Annotated in this window: 21 protein-coding genes; 11 read left to right on the top strand and 10 right to left on the bottom strand. The window is 37.9% G+C overall.

The genetic code is table 11. The features are described from left to right. Positions 1 to 161: 161 nt before the first annotated feature. Positions 162 to 893, bottom strand: coding sequence for a class I SAM-dependent methyltransferase (locus tag AC0IWE_RS21635; protein WP_471794687.1), 732 nt, complete (start codon positions 891 to 893; stop codon positions 162 to 164). Positions 894 to 1068: 175 nt separating this feature from the next. Here AC0IWE_RS21635 and AC0IWE_RS21640 point away from each other — a divergent pair, with 175 nt between their 5' ends. After that, positions 1069 to 2367: an MFS transporter gene (locus AC0IWE_RS21640; RefSeq protein WP_471794688.1), complete on the top strand. Its 1299-nt coding sequence runs from the start codon at positions 1069 to 1071 to the stop codon at positions 2365 to 2367. 190 nt (positions 2368 to 2557) lie between these two features. On the opposite strand, the gene AC0IWE_RS21645 is transcribed toward AC0IWE_RS21640, so the two are convergent. After that, positions 2558 to 2938, bottom strand: coding sequence for a VOC family protein (locus AC0IWE_RS21645; protein ID WP_055909375.1), 381 nt, complete (start codon positions 2936 to 2938; stop codon positions 2558 to 2560). A gap of 118 nt (positions 2939 to 3056) precedes the next feature. On the opposite strand from AC0IWE_RS21645, the gene AC0IWE_RS21650 reads away from it, so the two are divergent. The 4 genes from AC0IWE_RS21650 (at position 3057) to AC0IWE_RS21665 (ending at position 7425) form a co-directional block, all read left to right on the top strand. Beyond that, positions 3057 to 4337, top strand: a complete 1281-nt coding sequence (locus tag AC0IWE_RS21650) for a replication-associated recombination protein A (protein ID WP_471794689.1) — start codon at positions 3057 to 3059, stop codon at positions 4335 to 4337. A gap of 65 nt (positions 4338 to 4402) precedes the next feature. Continuing rightward, the gene (locus AC0IWE_RS21655) at positions 4403 to 5875 is read left to right on the top strand and encodes a DUF5687 family protein (protein ID WP_055909369.1); all 1473 of its coding nucleotides are present in this window, start codon (positions 4403 to 4405) and stop codon (positions 5873 to 5875) included. A 2-nt stretch (positions 5876 to 5877) separates the two neighbouring features. Further along, entirely contained in the window at positions 5878 to 6570 is a 693-nt protein-coding gene (locus AC0IWE_RS21660) for an ABC transporter ATP-binding protein (protein ID WP_055909365.1), read from the top strand. Positions 6571 to 6747: 177 nt separating this feature from the next. After that, complete coding sequence (locus tag AC0IWE_RS21665; protein ID WP_200912303.1) at positions 6748 to 7425, top strand: YiaD family glycine zipper/OmpA-like lipoprotein; 678 nt, start codon at positions 6748 to 6750, stop codon at positions 7423 to 7425. 901 nt (positions 7426 to 8326) lie between these two features. On the opposite strand, the gene AC0IWE_RS21670 is transcribed toward AC0IWE_RS21665, so the two are convergent. Continuing rightward, on the bottom strand, positions 8327 to 8677 hold the full coding sequence (locus AC0IWE_RS21670; RefSeq protein WP_471794690.1) for a hypothetical protein: 351 nt from the start codon (positions 8675 to 8677) through the stop codon (positions 8327 to 8329). Positions 8678 to 8781: 104 nt separating this feature from the next. Between AC0IWE_RS21670 and AC0IWE_RS21675 the strand changes: the two genes are divergently transcribed. From AC0IWE_RS21675 to AC0IWE_RS21685, 3 genes are read left to right on the top strand one after another with little or no spacing between them, the layout of a single operon-like run. Then, positions 8782 to 9807, top strand: coding sequence for a Gfo/Idh/MocA family oxidoreductase (locus AC0IWE_RS21675; protein WP_471794691.1), 1026 nt, complete (start codon positions 8782 to 8784; stop codon positions 9805 to 9807). Between the two features lie 59 nt (positions 9808 to 9866). Further along, positions 9867 to 10643 carry a M90 family metallopeptidase gene (locus tag AC0IWE_RS21680; RefSeq protein WP_055909345.1) on the top strand — a complete coding sequence of 259 codons (777 nt, stop codon included), beginning with the start codon at positions 9867 to 9869 and terminating at the stop codon, positions 10641 to 10643. 15 nt (positions 10644 to 10658) lie between these two features. After that, positions 10659 to 11549: a DUF6263 family protein gene (locus AC0IWE_RS21685; RefSeq protein ID WP_471794692.1), complete on the top strand. Its 891-nt coding sequence runs from the start codon at positions 10659 to 10661 to the stop codon at positions 11547 to 11549. Between the two features lie 73 nt (positions 11550 to 11622). Here the strand turns inward: AC0IWE_RS21685 and AC0IWE_RS21690 are convergent, their stop codons facing one another. From AC0IWE_RS21690 to AC0IWE_RS21720, 7 genes are all read right to left on the bottom strand, one after another. Then, a complete protein-coding gene (locus AC0IWE_RS21690; protein WP_055909339.1) occupies positions 11623 to 12609 on the bottom strand; it encodes an alpha/beta fold hydrolase in 987 nt (328 codons plus the stop codon). A gap of 141 nt (positions 12610 to 12750) precedes the next feature. Continuing rightward, positions 12751 to 13113, bottom strand: coding sequence for a hypothetical protein (locus AC0IWE_RS21695; protein ID WP_471794693.1), 363 nt, complete (start codon positions 13111 to 13113; stop codon positions 12751 to 12753). Beyond that, positions 13103 to 13609: a hypothetical protein gene (locus AC0IWE_RS21700; protein ID WP_471794694.1), complete on the bottom strand. Its 507-nt coding sequence runs from the start codon at positions 13607 to 13609 to the stop codon at positions 13103 to 13105. Before AC0IWE_RS21700 ends, AC0IWE_RS21695 begins: the two co-directional genes overlap by 11 nt. 3 nt (positions 13610 to 13612) lie before the next feature. Continuing rightward, positions 13613 to 13987 carry a GntR family transcriptional regulator gene (locus tag AC0IWE_RS21705; RefSeq protein WP_471794695.1) on the bottom strand — a complete coding sequence of 125 codons (375 nt, stop codon included), beginning with the start codon at positions 13985 to 13987 and terminating at the stop codon, positions 13613 to 13615. Further along, positions 13988 to 14545 (bottom strand): hypothetical protein, encoded by a 558-nt coding sequence (locus tag AC0IWE_RS21710; RefSeq protein ID WP_471794696.1) that lies wholly within the window; start codon positions 14543 to 14545, stop codon positions 13988 to 13990. Between the two features lie 243 nt (positions 14546 to 14788). Continuing rightward, positions 14789 to 15352, bottom strand: a complete 564-nt coding sequence (locus tag AC0IWE_RS21715) for an ATP-binding cassette domain-containing protein (protein ID WP_471794697.1) — start codon at positions 15350 to 15352, stop codon at positions 14789 to 14791. A 19-nt stretch (positions 15353 to 15371) separates the two neighbouring features. Continuing rightward, positions 15372 to 15617 carry an ATP-binding cassette domain-containing protein gene (locus tag AC0IWE_RS21720; RefSeq protein ID WP_471794698.1) on the bottom strand — a complete coding sequence of 82 codons (246 nt, stop codon included), beginning with the start codon at positions 15615 to 15617 and terminating at the stop codon, positions 15372 to 15374. 251 nt (positions 15618 to 15868) lie between these two features. On the opposite strand from AC0IWE_RS21720, the gene AC0IWE_RS21725 reads away from it, so the two are divergent. Genes AC0IWE_RS21725 through AC0IWE_RS21735 form a run of 3 tightly spaced genes read left to right on the top strand, consistent with a single transcriptional unit; the run spans position 15869 to position 18385 of the window. Next, a complete protein-coding gene (locus AC0IWE_RS21725; RefSeq protein WP_471794699.1) occupies positions 15869 to 16264 on the top strand; it encodes a DoxX family protein in 396 nt (131 codons plus the stop codon). Continuing rightward, entirely contained in the window at positions 16264 to 17256 is a 993-nt protein-coding gene (locus tag AC0IWE_RS21730) for an aldo/keto reductase (protein WP_471794700.1), read from the top strand. The genes AC0IWE_RS21725 and AC0IWE_RS21730 overlap by 1 nt, the downstream gene beginning before the upstream one ends. A gap of 49 nt (positions 17257 to 17305) precedes the next feature. Beyond that, positions 17306 to 18385: an NADH:flavin oxidoreductase/NADH oxidase gene (locus tag AC0IWE_RS21735; RefSeq protein ID WP_055909323.1), complete on the top strand. Its 1080-nt coding sequence runs from the start codon at positions 17306 to 17308 to the stop codon at positions 18383 to 18385. The last annotated feature ends 15 nt before the right edge of the window (positions 18386 to 18400 follow it).

Genomic DNA, 18400 nt, shown 5'->3' on the forward strand with positions numbered 1-18400 from the left:
CTGTGGTAAAAACTGACTGTTTTAGGTATTATTGAATTGCTGAAATAGTTCTTTGATTTTTACCGCAAAGAACACGGAGGATTTCGCCAAGAAGCGCAGAGTACTGATAATATCCACCTTTGCGATCATTGTATTTTTCTTCTTTTGCTTTGTGGTTAAACTTACCTCCCAATCCGCAATAAAACCGGGAAGTGAACATCTTTCTCGGCATCATTGCCCCAAGCTTCTTTAAGTTCAGTAAACATATACTCCAATGGATTACGGTCATTGGCCTTTTTATAGTGCTGCAAGGATGACCAGGTATTTAAATAGCCAATTAATTGGTTAAAATTCCAGGTGGTTTTGATTTGGAAATGAGGTGCAGCAATTTCTTTAAAAGGGAAAGGGATTGTTTTATAACCCTCCTCAATATATCGCCGTTCGCTGTCCCAATACTTGCCTAAAATGTCCTCATAAAGCTTATGTACTGCTTTATCAACTTTTTTATCAATAAACATGATGCCGTAGCCAATTACTGCGAAAAGGCCATCAGGTTTTAAGGTTCTCTTAACTTCTGCATAAAATGCTTCAAAATTAAACCAATGGATGGCTTGTGCAACAGTAATCAAGTCGAAAGTATTGTCGGCTACCGAAGTTTGTTCTGCAGGTTCAACTTTGTAAGTGATATTTGGAAGTTGTAAAGCATTTTTTAGCTGATTCTCGCTAATATCTGTTGCGTAAACAGCCGTAAAATGATTGGCCAATATTCGCGCAACCTGCCCATTTCCTGTGGCACAATCCCAGGCTGCATCCTTATTTTTTACTAAAGTGAATAAATATTCGTAAAGCTCCTGCGGATAAGTTGGTCTGTATATCGCATATTCTGCTGATTGTGTAGAAAAATTATCTTTCATTTTATTAGGATTGAGTGTTGATGAAAGAAGGAGTAAATAAGCACCAGAATGAAAATAACTTCGCTCTTTCTTTATAAAAATATCATATTTTTGATTAACAACCGGTATTGATTTAAGTTTCATTTCTGGCGTTACAAACTCGGTAAGTCCAATTTTCTCACCAATAATTCACCATATGGAAAAAACATCAAAACAGAACGAAATCAAAGGTGTAGAATACCGTTTGAAATCAATCTTTGGTGGTTCGGTGGGTAACCTTGTAGAGTGGTACGATTGGTACACCTATTCGGCTTTTGCCCTTTACTTTTCTCCAGCATTTTTCCCGAATAGCAACCCAACAGCACAATTATTGGATACCGCCGGAATTTTTGCCGTAGGTTTTTTAATGCGGCCTATTGGTGGCTGGTTGTTTGGGAGTATTGCCGACAAATTGGGTAGGAAAAAATCAATGACGCTTTCTGTGCTCATTATGGCGATAGGCTCACTAATTATTGGCTTAACGCCAGGCTACAAACAGATTGGTATTGCCGCTCCATTATTGCTGATTTTTGCCAGGTTAATTCAAGGTTTGAGTACCGGTGGAGAATACGGAACCTCAGCAACTTACTTGAGTGAAATGGCTACCAAAAAACACCGTGGCTTTTACTCCAGTTTTCAATACGTTACGCTAATCGGCGGACAATTGTTGGCTTTGGGCATTCAGCTCATTTTACAAAACTGGTTACTTACGCCTGCCGAACTTCACGATTGGGGCTGGCGCATTCCCTTTTTTATTGGGGCCATACTCTCTTTTATCGCTTTGTATCTGCGCAGGCATATAGACGAAACTGCTGCATTTAAAAACAAAAGCTCGGCAGATAAAAAAGGCGGTATAGCGGTATTGTTAAAATACCCAAAAGAAGTTTTTACCGTAGTAGGCTTAACCTTAGGCGGAACAATCGCATTTTACACGTTTAGTACTTATATGCAGAAATTCCTGGTAAATACAGTGCACCTCACCAAGGAAACTTCTACCACATTATCCTTTATTTCGTTACTGGTTTTTGCCATTATGCAGCCTTTGTTTGGTTTACTATCCGATAAAATAGGCCGCAAACCCTTATTGATCGGCTTTGGTGTGCTGGGTACTTTATGTACTTATCCAATTTTAACCGGATTGGCAGGCGAAACAAATACCACAATCATTTTTTTATTGATGATTGGTGCTTTAATTATTGTAAGTGGCTATACCAGCATTAATGCTGTAGTTAAGGCAGAGCTGTTTCCTGCCGAAATCAGGGCTTTAGGCGTAGGTTTGCCTTATGCTTTAACTGTTGCCATTTTCGGTGGCACGGCAGAATATTTTGCCTTGTGGTTCAAAAATATAGGGCACGAAAGTTATTTCTATTGGTATGTAACCGGATGTATTTTAATCTCGTTGATTTTGTACACAACCATGAAAGATACCAAGCACCATTCTAAAATAGAGGATTAGATTTTGAAGCATAATTCCCTCGTAACGTCCGAACTTGATTGGGTATCTTAATGCAAGTAAAGGATGGGATGAAAAACTTAGTACCAAATTATTCAGTATTGTAATGCGCATTAAGATTCCCACTTGCTTGGTAATGATGCTGAATAATTTCCCTGTCAATCAGTGTTTCCGTGGCAAAAAAACTGCTTGGTTACAAGTAATTGCTCACCTCAATTAAATTCATATCCGGATCGCGGAGGTAAATGGATGTAATTTTACCATTTGCACCTGTCCGTTCCACAGGTCCTTCTTCAATTTCGATGCATTTTTCTTTAAGTTCCTGCATTACTTCCCGTAGTGGAAAATCGGTAATAAAACATAAATCGGCCGTTCCGGGCATGGGTTTAAAGGCTTTAGGCTCAATTTCGCTTCCGTATTGGTGAAGGTTAATTTTTTGATCGCCAAATTTTAAAGCTTTTCTGTTTTCGCCAAACTCAATAATTTCCATTCCCAGGGCAAGGCTGTAAAATTTGCAGGTGCTTTCTAAATTGGCAACTGTTAGTACAAGGTGATCTAAGTTTTTAATGTCCATAATATTAAATTAGAACTAAAGCAGCTGTCCTTTTGTTTTAGCCAGGAGCAAGTGCTTTCGATATTTGGTTAGTAAATAATCGACAAACAAAATACTCAATTTTTATATATTTACCATTATGCAAAACCTGCCTCCATTAGCCGAACGTATGCGCCCTCAAAATCTTGATGAATATGTTGGTCAACAGCATCTGGTTGGAGAAGGAGCAGTTTTACGTAAAGCAATAGAAAGCAGTCAACTGCCGTCCATGATTTTTTGGGGCCCGCCAGGCGTTGGCAAAACAACTTTAGCCTATATCATTTCGCAGGCATTAGATCGCCCTTTTTTTAATTTGAGTGCCATAAATAGTGGTGTAAAAGATATTCGAGAAGTAATTGACCGTGCGGCGCAGTTAAAAGACAGCTTTTTGGGTTTACCAATTCTATTTATCGATGAGATTCACCGTTTCAGTAAATCGCAACAAGATAGCTTGCTCGGTGCGGTAGAGCGGGGCTTAGTTACACTAATTGGTGCAACAACCGAAAATCCATCTTTCGAAGTCATTTCCGCATTACTTTCCCGCTGCCAGGTATACATTTTAAAGTCTTTAACAGAAACCGAACTGGTTGGTTTATTGCAAACGGCCATTAAAAAAGATACAACACTTGCAGAGAAAAAAATATCAATAAAAGAGCACGAAGCTTTAATCCGATTATCTGGTGGCGATGCGCGAAAATTATTAAACGTACTCGAAATTGCCATCAACGGTATTGGCGGAAATAAAATTGTGCTCACCAACGAAAATGTGCTGGCACACGCACAGCAGAACCTTGCCTTGTATGATAAAGCCGGAGAACAGCATTACGATATTATTTCGGCATTTATAAAATCTATCCGTGGGAGCGATCCCAATGCGGCTGTTTACTGGCTGGCGCGGATGATAGAAGGTGGCGAAGACCCGCTGTTTATTGCACGCAGGTTATTGATTTTATCTTCAGAAGATATTGGTAATGCCAACCCAAATGCCTTATTATTGGCCAATAACTGTTTTACCGCAGTAAATGTAATCGGTTATCCCGAGGCACGGATAATACTTTCGCAATGTGTAACCTATCTGGCCAGTTCGCCTAAAAGTAATGCATCATACGAAGCCATTAATAAAGCGCAGGCTTTAGTTAAACAAACGGGCAATTTACCTGTACCCTTGCATATCCGTAATGCACCTACTAAATTGATGAAAAATATAGGATATGGAAAAGATTATCAGTATTCGCATGGCTATGAAGGTAATTTTTCTCCACAGGAATATTTTCCTGATGAATTAAGTGGTACTAAACTTTACGATCCGGGTAAAAATGCCGCAGAAGAGAAGCTGAGAGAAAAGCTTAGGCAAAACTGGAAAGACAAATACAAATATTAGTGTAACATTTTCTGCATAATGCATACTAATAGGTATATTGACTAAATCAAACATCTAAACTAAATATGCTGAGTACTTTTTTAAGCCATCAAAGAAAATCATTTTGGCGTTCGCGGAACCGTGGCAGTAGTATAGCCGGACAGGTTGTTTTGGGGTTTTTTATGCTCTATTTTTTTATTTTGGCACTTGGGGCGGGTTTCGGAATGTCTCATCTGCTGAATTACTTTTTTCCTGATCAGGATGTAATAAAAAGCTTCAACGGCATTATTCTTTTTTACTTCGCATTCGATTTTATTATGCGTTTGCAATTTCAGGAACTACCAACACTTAGTATAATACCGTATCTCCACCTTCGGATAAAAAGAAGTAAGATTATTAGATTTTTGAATGTTAAAGCCCTCTTTTCGGTGTTTAATCTTTGGCCGTTCTTTATCTTTCTTCCGTTCTTTTTTATTAAAATTCTGCCTCTATATGGTGGCCTGGTTACATTAATGTACATTGTGGCGATATTTTCGGTAATGATTTTTAACAATTACCTCGTGCTGTATATTAAGCGCAAATCGATTACCAATACCCTTTATACTTTTGTTGGCCTAGTGGTTATCGCCGCATTTGCCGCCCTCGAATATTATAAGGTAATTTCGATCATGGCCGCTTCTGATTTTGTTTTCAGGGCCATTGCTGCCCATCCGGTATATGCATTTGGTTTCACCATTGCTGCGGTTGCCATATTTTTCGTCAACACTAATTTTTTACGTAAAAATTTATATGTAGAAGAGTTAAGCAAAAAGCAAGAGAAAAAAGGAAGTACCGATTATGCTTTTCTTAACCGTTTTGGAAAAGTAGGCGAGTTGGCCGCGCTTGAATTGAAATTAATTCTCCGCCACAAAAGGCCACGTTCTGCAGTCATTCTTGGTTTCTTTTTTCTTTTTTATGGATTTATCTTCTACAAAGAAAAAGCAATAAATACTGATTCGTTTGGGCAGATGATGTTTGGCGCAATCTTTATGACGGGTGTATCCATCATTATTTACGGGCAGTTTATGTTTGCATGGCAAAGTGCCCATTTCGACGGGATATTGGCCAATAAAATTAACTTTAAAGATTACATTAAGGCTAAATTCCTACTTTTTACCATCGGCTGTACCATTATAACCCTATTGGCCAGTTTTTATGGCTTTTTAAGTCCAAAATTGCTGTTATTACACCTGGCGGCATATTTATACAACATCGGTTTCGGAACGGTGGTGGTGCTTTATCTGGCCACTTTGAATTATAAAAGACTGGATATTACAAAAGCAGCAAGTTTTAACTACCAGGGCACAGGAGCTACGCAATGGCTTTTAATGTTTCCTTATGCACTAACTCCGATTTTAATGTATGTACCATTTGGCATGTTAAATAAACCTTATTGGGGTTTGGCGGTAGTGGGCATTTTTGGCCTTGCCATGTTATTTCTGCGTGGGTTTTGGGTAAACTACATTGCAAAACGACTTGAAAAACAACGATATAAAATAGCCGAAGGCTTTAGAGAATAATTATGATTTTAGAAGTTAAGAATTTACAGAAAGTTTATGGCGATAAAACCGTTGTAAACATCGAAGATTTGCAGATTGCTGCCGGCGAAACTGTTGGTTTGGTGGGAAATAACGGCGCTGGTAAAACCACTTTCTTCAGGATGCTTTTAGATTTAATCCGCCCCACAAATGGCGAGGTTTTATCAAAAGGTGAAAACGTAATGCAAAGTGACAATTGGAAAAATTACACCGCATCGTTTTTAGATGAAGGTTTCCTGATCGATTATTTGACGCCCGAAGAGTATTTTATATTTATCGGTAGCTTACACAGCATGAGCATTGCCGATGTTTCTGCATACCTACAGCAGTATAATGAATTTTTTAATGCAGAAATTCTGAACAGTGGCAAATACATCCGCGATTTTAGTAAAGGAAACCAGGTTAAAGTTGGTATAGCTGCTGCACTGATGCAGAAGCCCGAAATCTTAATCTTAGATGAACCCTTCGCCAACCTTGACCCAACAACGCAAATCCGCTTGAAGAAACTTTTGAAAGACCAGGCAGGAAACATGACCACTTTTATTTCCAGTCATGATCTAAATCACGTTACAGATGTTTGCAGTAGGATTGTACTGGTAGAAAAAGGACAGGTAATCAAAGATTTTAAAACAGACGAGAATACATTAAAAGAATTGGAGAGTTATTTCTCTGCTTAGCTTTTTGTACTAAGAATGATACATTATCAAAGAGTTTCCATAAACAGGGGCTCTTTTTTTATGCTTAATGTACGGGTTTGTGGCAATATTCGTTCAAAATGTATATAAAATGTTGTTCAGGTGGTTTTTGGCATTGTGTTTGAATAGCACGAGTAGAAATTATAAATGTAAATTATTATGAGTATTTCAAGAGTAAGAATAGCGACATTAAGTATAGGATTAGCAGTAGGTTCGATGGCATTCCAAAGTTGTGATAGTTTAACTAAAACACAAAAAGGAGCTGGTATCGGTGCTGCAGCTGGCGGTGTTATTGGTGCATTAATCGGTAAAAAAGCCGGTAATACAGCAGTTGGTGCTTTAATTGGTGGTGCTATTGGCGGTACAGCGGGAGCTTTTATCGGCCGTAGAATGGACAGGCAGGCAGCTGAAATCCAGAAAGCTATTCCTAATGCAGAGGTTATTCGTGAGGGAGAAGGAATTATCGTAAAATTTGATAGTGGTATTTTATTCGATTTTGATAAAACGGCTTTGAAAGATGCAGCTAAAACAAATATCCAGAGTTTAGCTTCTTCATTGAACCAATACCCTGATACAGATATCAAAATTATTGGCCATACCGATAGCCGTGGTACAGAGCAATATAACATGGGCTTATCAGAAAGAAGAGCAGCAGCAGTTAAAGCTTATGCAGTTTCTCAAGGTGTTCCATCATCAAGGTTAGTTACCATTGGTAAAGGTTTTGCAGAGCCAATTGCAGATAACGAAACTGATGCAGGCCGTGCAGCAAACCGTCGTGTAGAAATTGTTATCGTTGCTAACGATGCATTAAAAGCGAGTGCACAAAAACAAGGATAATATCGCAATTTCCCTCTACCTATGAGGTCATTATAAATGCAGCCCCGGTGTACATCCACTGGGGTTTTTTGTTTACGAGTTGTCAACTTTCTCGCAAACCTGCTATTTAAGTTGATAACTCTTTAAAATATGTATTGTTGAAATTATTAGATAAGCCACTTAATAATTCTATTTTTTTTGAAAATCAGGTTCCTGTGTTTATCGGTAAGGGTAGTCCTGCTATCCACTTCAAGCCTTCACTTCGTTACGGGCTTTCCGTTGCTATCAGGTTTAGCTAACCTAGGGTAGTGCATACTACTCCGGCCGCCCTGCAACCTCAAATAGTAGCAGGGAAAGAATTATTTAAACGGGATGGAGCGGCGCATCCTCCCGATCCCGATTCTTCATCGGGTGGGGAGATATAGCAAAAAGCCTGGCTACCATTAAAAAATGCAGATGGTTTTGCTTTCCAAAAACCTGGATCATGTCGAAGGAGATCAGGGTAACAAATTATTACAGAAATCACTTAATAATTCTATTTTTTTTGAAAATCAGGTTCCTATGTTTATCGGTTATGGTAGCCCTGCTATCCACTTCAAGCCTTCACTTCGTTACGGGCTTTGCGTTGCTATCAGGTTTAGCTAACCTAGGGTAGTGCACATTACTCCGGCCGCCCTGCAACCTCAAATAGCACCACTAAAAGAATTACTTAAACGGGATTGAAGCGGCATCCTCCCGATCCCGATTCTTCATCGGGTGGGGAGATATAGCGAAAAGCCTGGCTACCATTAAAAAATGGAGATGGCTTTGCTTTCCAAAAACCTGGATCATGTCGAAGGAGAACAGGGTGACAAATTATTAGATAAGCCACGTAATAATTTTATTTTTTTTGAAACAGGAAGATCTGAGCGTAGGATAGGAGTTAATCTTCAGAATAAATATCCTCAAAATAGCTCACCACAAGCGATTTCATTAACATTTCCTGTTCAAGCATGGTGTAAGGAGGAATGGCTTTGATCAATTTCCAGTGCGGCCAGCTGTCCTGATCAAGACCTTCTAATTCATAAAAACCCATTTCGCTTAATAAGCGGCAGGTAGCAATATGCATCAGCTCTTCTTTTTGACGTTTGCTATATTTCTTCGGCCCTTTGCCCAATTCCTGTACACCAATAAGGAAAAGCATTACTTTTAAATCAGGAAAATCCGAATCAAATTCAGTAGAAATCCTTTCCTGTAAAACTTTCCACTTGGCATTAATCTCCGATGGCTTCATGTGTACAAAGATAGTGTAAAATGGTGTAAGGCTTAAGTAAAAGCTTTACGGTTTTAACATTAAAGCTTGAATGATAAATGTATTTTTAGTTACATTTATAACCTATGGATACGAATATCAATAAAACAATTAATGCAGGTTTATTAGCTTACGGCATGTCGGGTAAGGTTTTTCATGCACCATTTTTACAGGTACACAGCGGTTTTAATTTAAAAGCAATTGTAGAGCGAAGCCAGAAAAATGCGGTAAATGATTACCCAAATATTACAAGTTATAATAGTGTTGATGAACTTTTAAATGATGAGGAAATAGAATTGGTGGTTATTAATACCCCGAATAATTTACATTACGAGCATTCCAAAGCGGCTTTAACCAAGCATAAACACATTTTAGTAGAAAAGCCTTTTACCGCTACAGTGGCACAGGCTAAAGAACTTTTTGAATTGGCCGATAGTGTTGGCAAACAGATTTTCTTTTATCAAAACCGCCGCTGGGACAGCGATTTTACCTCGGTTAAAAAAGTTTTGGAAAGCGGTAAACTTGGTAAACTCAATGAAATGCATTTACGCTACGATCGTTACCGTAATGTAATCGGACCGAAAGCTTTTAAAGAAAATCCGGTTGAGGCAAGCGGACTTTTATACGATTTAGGTCCGCATCTGTTGGATCAGGTCATCAGTTTATTTGGCAAGCCGCTAAGTTTCCATAAAGTTTTAGGTAAAAATAGGGTAGGAACCCTGGTTGATGATTATTTTTCCATCCAGCTGAGTTATCCGGATAGTGTACAGGTTTTTGTTACCTCGAGCATGTTGGTGGTAGATCCTCAGGCTGCTTTTGTGCTGCACGGCGTTAATGGTAGTTTTGTTAAGCAAAGAGCTGATAGCCAGGAAGAACAGTTGTTGGCGGGTATGAAACTTAGCGACGAGGGTTACGGAATTGAGGCCGATGGTAAAGAGGGTTTGTTAACCACCATTGATGCCGATGGAAATAAGACAGCGGAAATTATCCAATCGGAGGTAGGAAGTTATCTGCCGCTTTTCGAAGCCATTTATCAGGCGATAATTAACAATAAACCCTATCCGGTTACCCGCGAAAATGTTTTAACCCAATTAGAAATTATCGAAAGCTAGGCACTATTGTGCCATCTGTTAAATCTGTGTAATTACTATAAACCCGTGTAATCCCTTTTATGAATTCCCTTCCATTTGCCTACCTGATCCCTATTTTTCTGATTGCCCTTTACCTCATCCTTAAGAAGAAAAAGGTTGTTGTTGATCCATTAACAGATGTGGACAAGAAAATATTGGATGATTATGTGGGCTATTACCACAATCTCGATTCGACGGATAAACTTCGGTTTGAACAAAAAGTAGCTTCATTTTTTAGTACCGTTAAAATTGAAGCAGTAGGGTTGGAAATGACCACCTTAGATGAATTATTGATTGCCTCCAGCGCGGTAATTCCAATTTTTGGCTTCGACGACTGGCAATACAAAAATTTAACCAGCGTTTTATTGTATCCGGATACTTTTAACAAAGATTTTCAGTTTGAAGAAGGTGGAGAAAGAAATATTATGGGCATGGTGGGAACAGGTTACATGAACGGGCAGATGATTTTATCGCGTTCTGCACTTCGCCATGGTTTTTCTAAAAGTGCTGGAAAAGAAAATACAGCAATACATGAATTTGTACATCTTTTAGATAAATCGGATGGTGCAACGGATGGCGTACCTGAAAATTTAATTGCCCACGAATATACTTTGCCCTGGGTTAAAATGATGCATGAGGAGATGCAAAAAATCGAAGATAACAAGTCGGATATTAATCCTTATGCCATCACCAATGAGGCAGAATTTTTTGCTGTGGTTTCAGAATATTTCTTTGAAAAACCTGAACAGTTAAGAGATAAACACCCCGAACTTTATTTTCAGTTAAGCCGCATTTTTGCGCAGCAGCCTGCAGGGTAAATGATCAATTATCAAATGAAAATAGTAACAACAATTATTTGTGGACTGATCTCAATCAGTGCCTTTGCACAAAAGACTTATGTATTGAAGCAAAATTATCCGACAGGTTATAAATACGATTTTTCTATTACTTCTGATCAGATCATTAACCAGAAAATTGATGGCCAGGATATACATTTAACTCAAAATATTGGTACAGATTATACTTTTGACATAACTGAAGGCCATAGTGGTGAAAAGGATGTTAAGGTAACGTATAACAGGATTTTTATGAAATCTGTTGGTATGGGCAATACGTTGACCTACAATTCTGATGACCAGGACAGTACCATGAAAAATCCATTTGGAGGTTTAAAGGGGGCAACATTTTATATGATTGTTACGCCTAATGGAAGTATTAAATCAGTAGCCGGAATTGATCGTATGCTTAACAATATGGCGAAAAAAATGAGTACCGATAGCAATAAGGTTGAGCAGATTAAGGCGGCTTTAAATAAGCAGTTTAGTATGGATATTGTAAAACAGACGATGGAGTCATCATTTAAAATTTATCCGGAAAGAGCTGTTAAAATTGGCGACAGTTGGACGGTTGATACCAAAATGCAAATGAGCATGCCAATTGAGACCATTACGCAGTATACTTTAAAAGAAGTGAAAGATGATATTGCCACATTGAGCGTGAAAGGAACATTGGTATCTAAAGGGATTTTTGAAATGATGGGCAATAAAATGGAAACTGATTTAAGTGGAACCAACTCTGGAGAAACGCTCCTTGATATTAAAACTGGTGTTGTGCTTAACAGCCACCTAAGGGTTGAGCTTTATGGCAAAATGAAATCAATGGGTAAAGATATCGATTTCGAAATGCAGGGCATTAATAAGATTGTAGGGAAAGAGATTAATTAATTTATTTAGACCGAGGCCTCGCAGGTTAATCCGGAGTTTGCCGTTTAAAAACCTGCGAGGTCTTTTTATGAAGTTACAAGCTTCCCGTTAAAGCCACCAAAAATTCTGTCGGGATTTCAATATGCGGGATGTGTCCGCAGGCATCAAACTCTATAATTTTAGCTCCAATAATTTTGGCTGCCGTTTGCTTTCCTAAAAGTCGGTATTGCCCATGCAATGCTTGTTGATCGGGTGTAAGCAACCCTTTTCCAACGATGGTTTTATCTTCTTTACCGATAAATAAAACGGTAGGTACTTTTAAATTCTGAAATTCATATACAACTGGCTGCTCATAAATCATGGTGTAAGTTAGTGCCGCAACTTTTGCCCATCGTGGATAGTCGGCGCTATTGGTTACGCCGCCTGCAATATTTACCAGGTATTCGTATTCAGGTTTCCAATAGGTAAAGTAAGATCCCTGATAATATTTCCGAACACTCTCTGCAGTGGTTTTAAGTTCGGTTTGGTATTGTTGTGCTGTTGTAATGTAAGGAATAAATGTTTTGTAATCCTCCAGTCCGATAGGGTTTTCGAGCAGCAGTTTTTCTGTTGTTTCGGGGTACATTAAAGCAAAACGCGTGGCCAGCATCCCGCCCATGCTATGGCCTAAAACTACTGTTTTTCGAATGCCAAGGGTGTCCAGCAATTTTTTGTTCCAGGCGGCCATTTGGTGGAAACTGTAATGAATATATGCTTTAGATGATTTACCAAAGCCAATTTGATCGGGTACAATAACGCGGTAGCCTACATTGGTTAAAGCTTTAATTACGTTTGTCCAATAATATCCCCCAAAATTTTTTCCATGAAACAGGATGGCTGTTTTTCCATTTGCATTGGCCGTTGGCGCAACATCCATATAAGCCATTTTTACATCCTGCCCCTCAGTATTGATCGGGAAATATTTAACAGGGTAAGGATATTTAACATTATCCAAAGTAATAGATAAAGTATCTGTTTTTTGTGCGTGTACTTGGCTAAAAACGAACAGGCATAGGGCAAATAAAAAAAAGTATCTCTTCATAATGGGGGTAATGATATTAAAACTAAAAAAGCTAATTGACCCAAGTTAAACTTTTGCCAATTAGTTAGCTTAAAAATCATGCCCTTTTTTACAATAATTAGGTTAATTTTTAAATGTTATTTATCCATTCAGGCAAAATCACTATTTAATTATTTGCTTTAAATTAACCATAGGTATTTGGATCGTTGTTTCGTCAGAGAGCATACCCTTAGCGTTTTTAATCTTGATGTGCTGGAAATTAACTTCATTTTTACCCATACTATTTAATATAAGCGAATCTATTGGGGCTACATTTTTGTTTTCCTCATTTTGAAATTCTGCATTTGCATTTTTTAAGTTTAGATTTAAATTCCCTATTGTAGTATTATTTACAGTTAGGTGTCCGGTATTAATATTCACTTTCAAATTATTGATCTCCGCATCTTCAATCATTATGTTTGGTATTATTACATTTTGTTGTTTATCAAGGGTTTGCTTTAAAAGGTTCAGGTCTTTAATTTTCAAACCTGCCTCCAAATCTGAAGTTTATGCCTTTTACAATTTCCACATTTAAACTTTCCTGATTCGCTGATAACTCATCAATCGATACATTATTAAAAGTGATACTATTCAGGTTTGGCGAGAAAATCAACAATGTTCCATATTGATATTTGCTTCTTTCTTTTAAAGAGATATGCAATTTCCCATCATTATCTATTTTATAATCAATATCTGGTGCAATACCTTTGGTTGCCTTAAACAAGAACTTATCACTGGCAATAATTTTTATGTTTAGAAATGATGATTCCGAACCGTTAATCACTACGTTATGAAATGCCTTGACCGGATATTTTTTAATGAACCGATCTAAATCACTATTAATATTTTCGGCTCCCATTAGCATTTTATTATACGTTTTGTCGTCGATGCGGTTCGCTTTGGCAATCAAAATCATTACTGTTAAAGGAACAATAAGTAGGGTAAGTGCTAACCCTATTAAAAGTTTATTGCTTGTTTTCATTTTTTAGGCGTTAAAGTTTTGTGATACAAAAGTTTGGTAGCGGGATTTCAGCTCGTCGAAATCAATTTCCAGCAGATAAATATTCCTGAACAGATTGGGCAATTCATCGTCTATAAAAGTTGTTTTACGATATTGTTTTACCTGATCGATTGTATTATCAGCCAGGAAAAAACCAATTCCCCTTTTGTTATTGAGAATATTTTTACTTTGAAGCAATTCGTAGGTACGCATTACTGTATTCGGATTAACTTCCATTTCTATTGCCATTTCCCTTACCGATGGAATTTTTTCGTCAGCTTTCCATTTACCCAACAATATTTGTTCGCAAGCGTACTCCGCTATCTGTAAGTAAATGGCCTTGTTATTATTAAACTCCATTTAGGCCTCCTTTTCTTTTAATCGTATAAATGAGATAAACCAGAATACCAGTGTTATTAATATGCTCATTAAACTTATTAAGAAATAAATATTTTGTTCATCCTGCCAATAATGGCTTCCCACCCAAACGGTGTTATCTGTTAATTTTTTTATGATAAAAATTGTCAGCGTAACCCAAATTACCCCAAATGCCATTACCGATATTGTCGTTTTAATGTAATGGAAGCTTTGGAAAAAAATAGATCCAAGTAAAAAAACTGCGTTGATTAAAAAGGGCACATAATAAAATTGAAGAAACTGCTTAACAGTAGGTGTAGAAAAGAAATATGCAAGGTTATCTATAACAACTTTTTTTCCATTGTAATCATTATAACTTGTTACTAGTGTATGAGTTGCCCTAATAGAAGAAACAAAAATAAGATCGGTTAAGTAGAAGCACAACAGGTAGCTTGGTAATGCAACTATTACAGTGTAAAAGATACCACATAAAAATTTTTCAATGGTGGATGCAGGTGTCAAAATGTTAATTATTGCTTTTGATTTTTGACCTAATTGCATAAAATAACTGTTTGCTATGATGCTTACGAAAAGCAAGCCTGTAATCAAAAACAGTGGATACCTGAAGTTCAATGTGTTAAAAGAAATATATTTTAGTCTTTCATCAGTTAAACTTATGGCATAAATGAAGGCTAAAATCCCGATTAATACACCAAAACTGATCAAATAAATTTTGCCAAAATCAAGCCATTGTCTTCTAAGCAATAAGCCAAATCGATTGATATTAAATGTGTTGTTCATCGCTTAACTGAATAAAGGTTTAAATTTGATTTTTTCTGCAAGTATGGCATTAAATAAAAGTTCCATATCCAGCTTGCTTTCCTCCTGGTGGTAGTTTGGCATTACGGCATTATAACCGGAGAGCGAAGGTTCGGCGTATATAATACTATCATCAATTTCCTTCACTTTTTTGAAAGTTAGCTTTGCCGTAATTTCTTCTACTGTAGCTTTGAGGGCAATGTCATTATCATCAAGCATGATAACTGTATCAATAAGGTTGTCAAGATCTCTAACCTGGTGTGTTGAAATGATAATGCAACGTTCATCTGTCATGGCCGAAGCCATAATTTTCCTAAACTGCGCTTTAGATGGAATATCCAAACCGTTGGTGGGTTCATCCATAATAACCAGTTTTGCTTGTGTAGCCAGTCCGAAAGCAATTATTACCTTTTTCTTTTGTCCATAACTCATATTAATAAGTTTCTGTTCAACCAGAATGTCGAATTCTTTTATCAGGTTAGCGAAATAAGCATGATCGAAGTTTTTGTAAAAGGGAGCATTAGCTTTTAGGTAAGCATCAATTTTCACGGATGGAAGATAAAATTCTTCAGGAATAAAACAGATTTTGCTCCAAAAGTGCCGGTTGCCGTTTAGCAGGATTAAAACCCATTACCTCTAAACTGCCACTTTGCGCATAAACCAAACCAGCCAGGTTTTTTAGCAAGGTAGATTTACCTGCACCATTTTTACCAAGCAAGCCATAAATATGGCCGTTGCTTAACCGCATGCTCATATTTTTAAATAATGGCTTATGCTTGCTGTAGCCAAAATTAAGATTGTTAATGTTGATCATATCTACTGTATTAGTTAAATAATACACTAATGTATGATATTGTTCGGTTATCTCCAAATTTTTGCCGAAAAAAGTTTCACGTTGGGTGGAGAGCGGCTGGCGTTTTTCATTTATACGTTAACCCTAAACGCTACACGCTTGGCGCTCTTCGCCATCTCCTCCGCCATTGGAAGGTAAAATATCCATTAAATAATGGTGCAATAAAACATCCTTAACTGGTAGATTGTATGTTTGTAAGAGATCGATAAACAATGGATACAAAATGGGCATACTTGCTTGGCCGTTTGGCAATAGGCATAAGTTTTTTTGGGCATGGCTTGGTGCGTTTGCCTAAACTTGCCGGTTTCAGCAGCTGGATGGTTGGGCAATTTTCTAAATCAATTCTGCCTGAAGCCCTGGTAATTCCCTTTAGCTATGTTTTGCCTGTTGCAGAATTTATGGCCGGGATACTTATTATTGTTGGCTTATTTACAAGGCAGGGATTGCTTTTAGCTGGGGCAGTTACTTTGGCACTTATTTTTGGCACCACCCTGATTGAAAACTGGGAAGCATTGCCATCTCAACTTTTGCATGCTGCATTTTTATCGGTGTTGTTGGCTTACTTACCGCATAACAGTTATGCGGTTGATAAAATCATAAAAAAATAATGATGGAATACAGAAAAATAGGAAATTCAGATTTAGAACTCTCGGTAATTACTTTTGGTGCATGGGCTGCTGGTGGTTGGATGTGGGGGAGTACGGATAGAAATGATGCCATAAACGCAATTAAAGCCGGATACGATTTAGGCGTTACCTCAATTGATACTGCACCAATTTACGGCCAAGGAGAAAGTGAAGAGATTGTAGGGGAGGCAATAAAAGGCATCTCACGCGATAAATTGCAACTGGTAACTAAATTTGGGATGCGGTGGGATTTGGCCAAAGGCGATTTCGGCTTTAAAAGTAAAAACAATGACGGAAAAGAAATCGATATCTATAAATATGCCGGTAAAGAGAGTGTAATTTATGAATGCGAACAATCCTTAAAGCGTTTAGGTACTGATTACATCGATCTGTATCAAATTCACTGGCCAGATGTTACAACACCTATTAATGAAACTTTTGAAGCAGTAAGTAGATTAATTGAGCAGGGTAAAGTACGTTATGCAGGAGTGTGCAATTACGATGTAGCACAATTAAAAGAAGCAGATCAAACGTTAACACTTGTATCAAACCAGATTCCATTTAGTATGGTAAACCGTGGTGTAGAGGATGAGATTGTTCCTTATTGCATCGAAAATAATAAATCAGTTTTAGCTTACAGTCCGATGGAACGGGGTTTGTTAACCGGAAAAATGACGGCAGATTATAAATTTGAAGAAGGCGATCACCGCCAGGGCAATAAATTCTTCTCACCAGAAAGCATTGAAAAAACAAATGCTTTTTTGGCTAAAATTAAGCCATTGGCCGATGAAAAAAATGCAACCCTATCTCAGCTGGTTTTACGTTGGACGGTTGAACAACCAGGCATTACCATTGCTTTAGTGGGTGCGAGAAATGAAAAACAAGCCATTCAGAATGCTGAGGCCATAAACGTAAAATTAAATGCTGAAGAAATTCAGTTTATTGATACTGAACTGGCGCATGCTGGTTTTTAATCCTCTGTGTATTTCTCTCTGCCCTACGTGGTTTAAATATTAAAAAGATATGTCGAAATTATTTTCTCCTTTTACTATAAAGGATGTAACCTTAAAAAACAGATTAGTTATTTCTCCAATGTGCCAGTATTCTTCAATAGATGGCTTTGCAAACGATTGGCATTTGGTGCATTTAGGCAGCCGGGCTGTTGGTGGTGCCGGATTAATTATCCAGGAAGCTTCTGCAGTTACCGAAGATGGAAGAATTACTTATGCTGATTTAGGCATCTGGAAAGATGAGCATGTAGATAAATTGAAACAGATTGTTTCTTTTATTCACAACAATGGAGCAATTGCAGGCATTCAACTGGCACATGCAGGTAGAAAAGCAAGTTGCGAAGTGCCATGGAATGGCGGAGAGCAGATTGCCTCAGGCGAAAATAGCTGGAAACCTGTTGGTCCATCACCTATCCCTTTCAAACAAGGCCAGGTAGAGCCGCATGAATTAACGATTTCAGAAATTCAGGATATTGTATTTGCTTTCAGGGCTGCGGCAAAACGTGCTTTAGATGCTGGTTATAAAGTAGTAGAAATACATGCTGCACATGGTTATTTACTGCACGAATTTTTTAGTCCACTCAGCAATAAACGTACTGATATATATGGTGGTAGTTTCGAAAACCGCATCCGTTTGGTAATTGATGTGGTTGAAGCAGTACAATCGGTTTGGCCAGAAAATTTGCCGTTATTTGTGCGTATTTCGGCAACAGATTGGACAGAAGGCGGCTGGAATGAAAATGATTCATTGCAGTTGGTTGCAGTATTGAAAGATCGTGGGGTGGATTTAATTGATACCTCTTCCGGCGGAAACGTACCTGATGCTTTCATTCCGGCGGGGCCTAATTATCAGGTTCCTTTTGCCGATAAAATCAGGAATGAAATTGGCATTTACACGGGTGCCGTTGGCATTATTGTAGAAGCCAACCAGGCTGAAGAAATTTTGGAACAAGGCAAGGCAGATCTCATTTTTATAGCCCGCGAATCGTTGCGTGATGCCTATTTCCCTACTCATGCCGCACAAGTACTTGGCGATGATACGGAATGGCCAAATCAATACGTGAGGGCTAGGCGGGAAACGGCTAAGAAATAACCCTGAATTGATTTC

The sequence above is a fragment of the Pedobacter sp. AC402 genome (assembly GCF_979252805.1).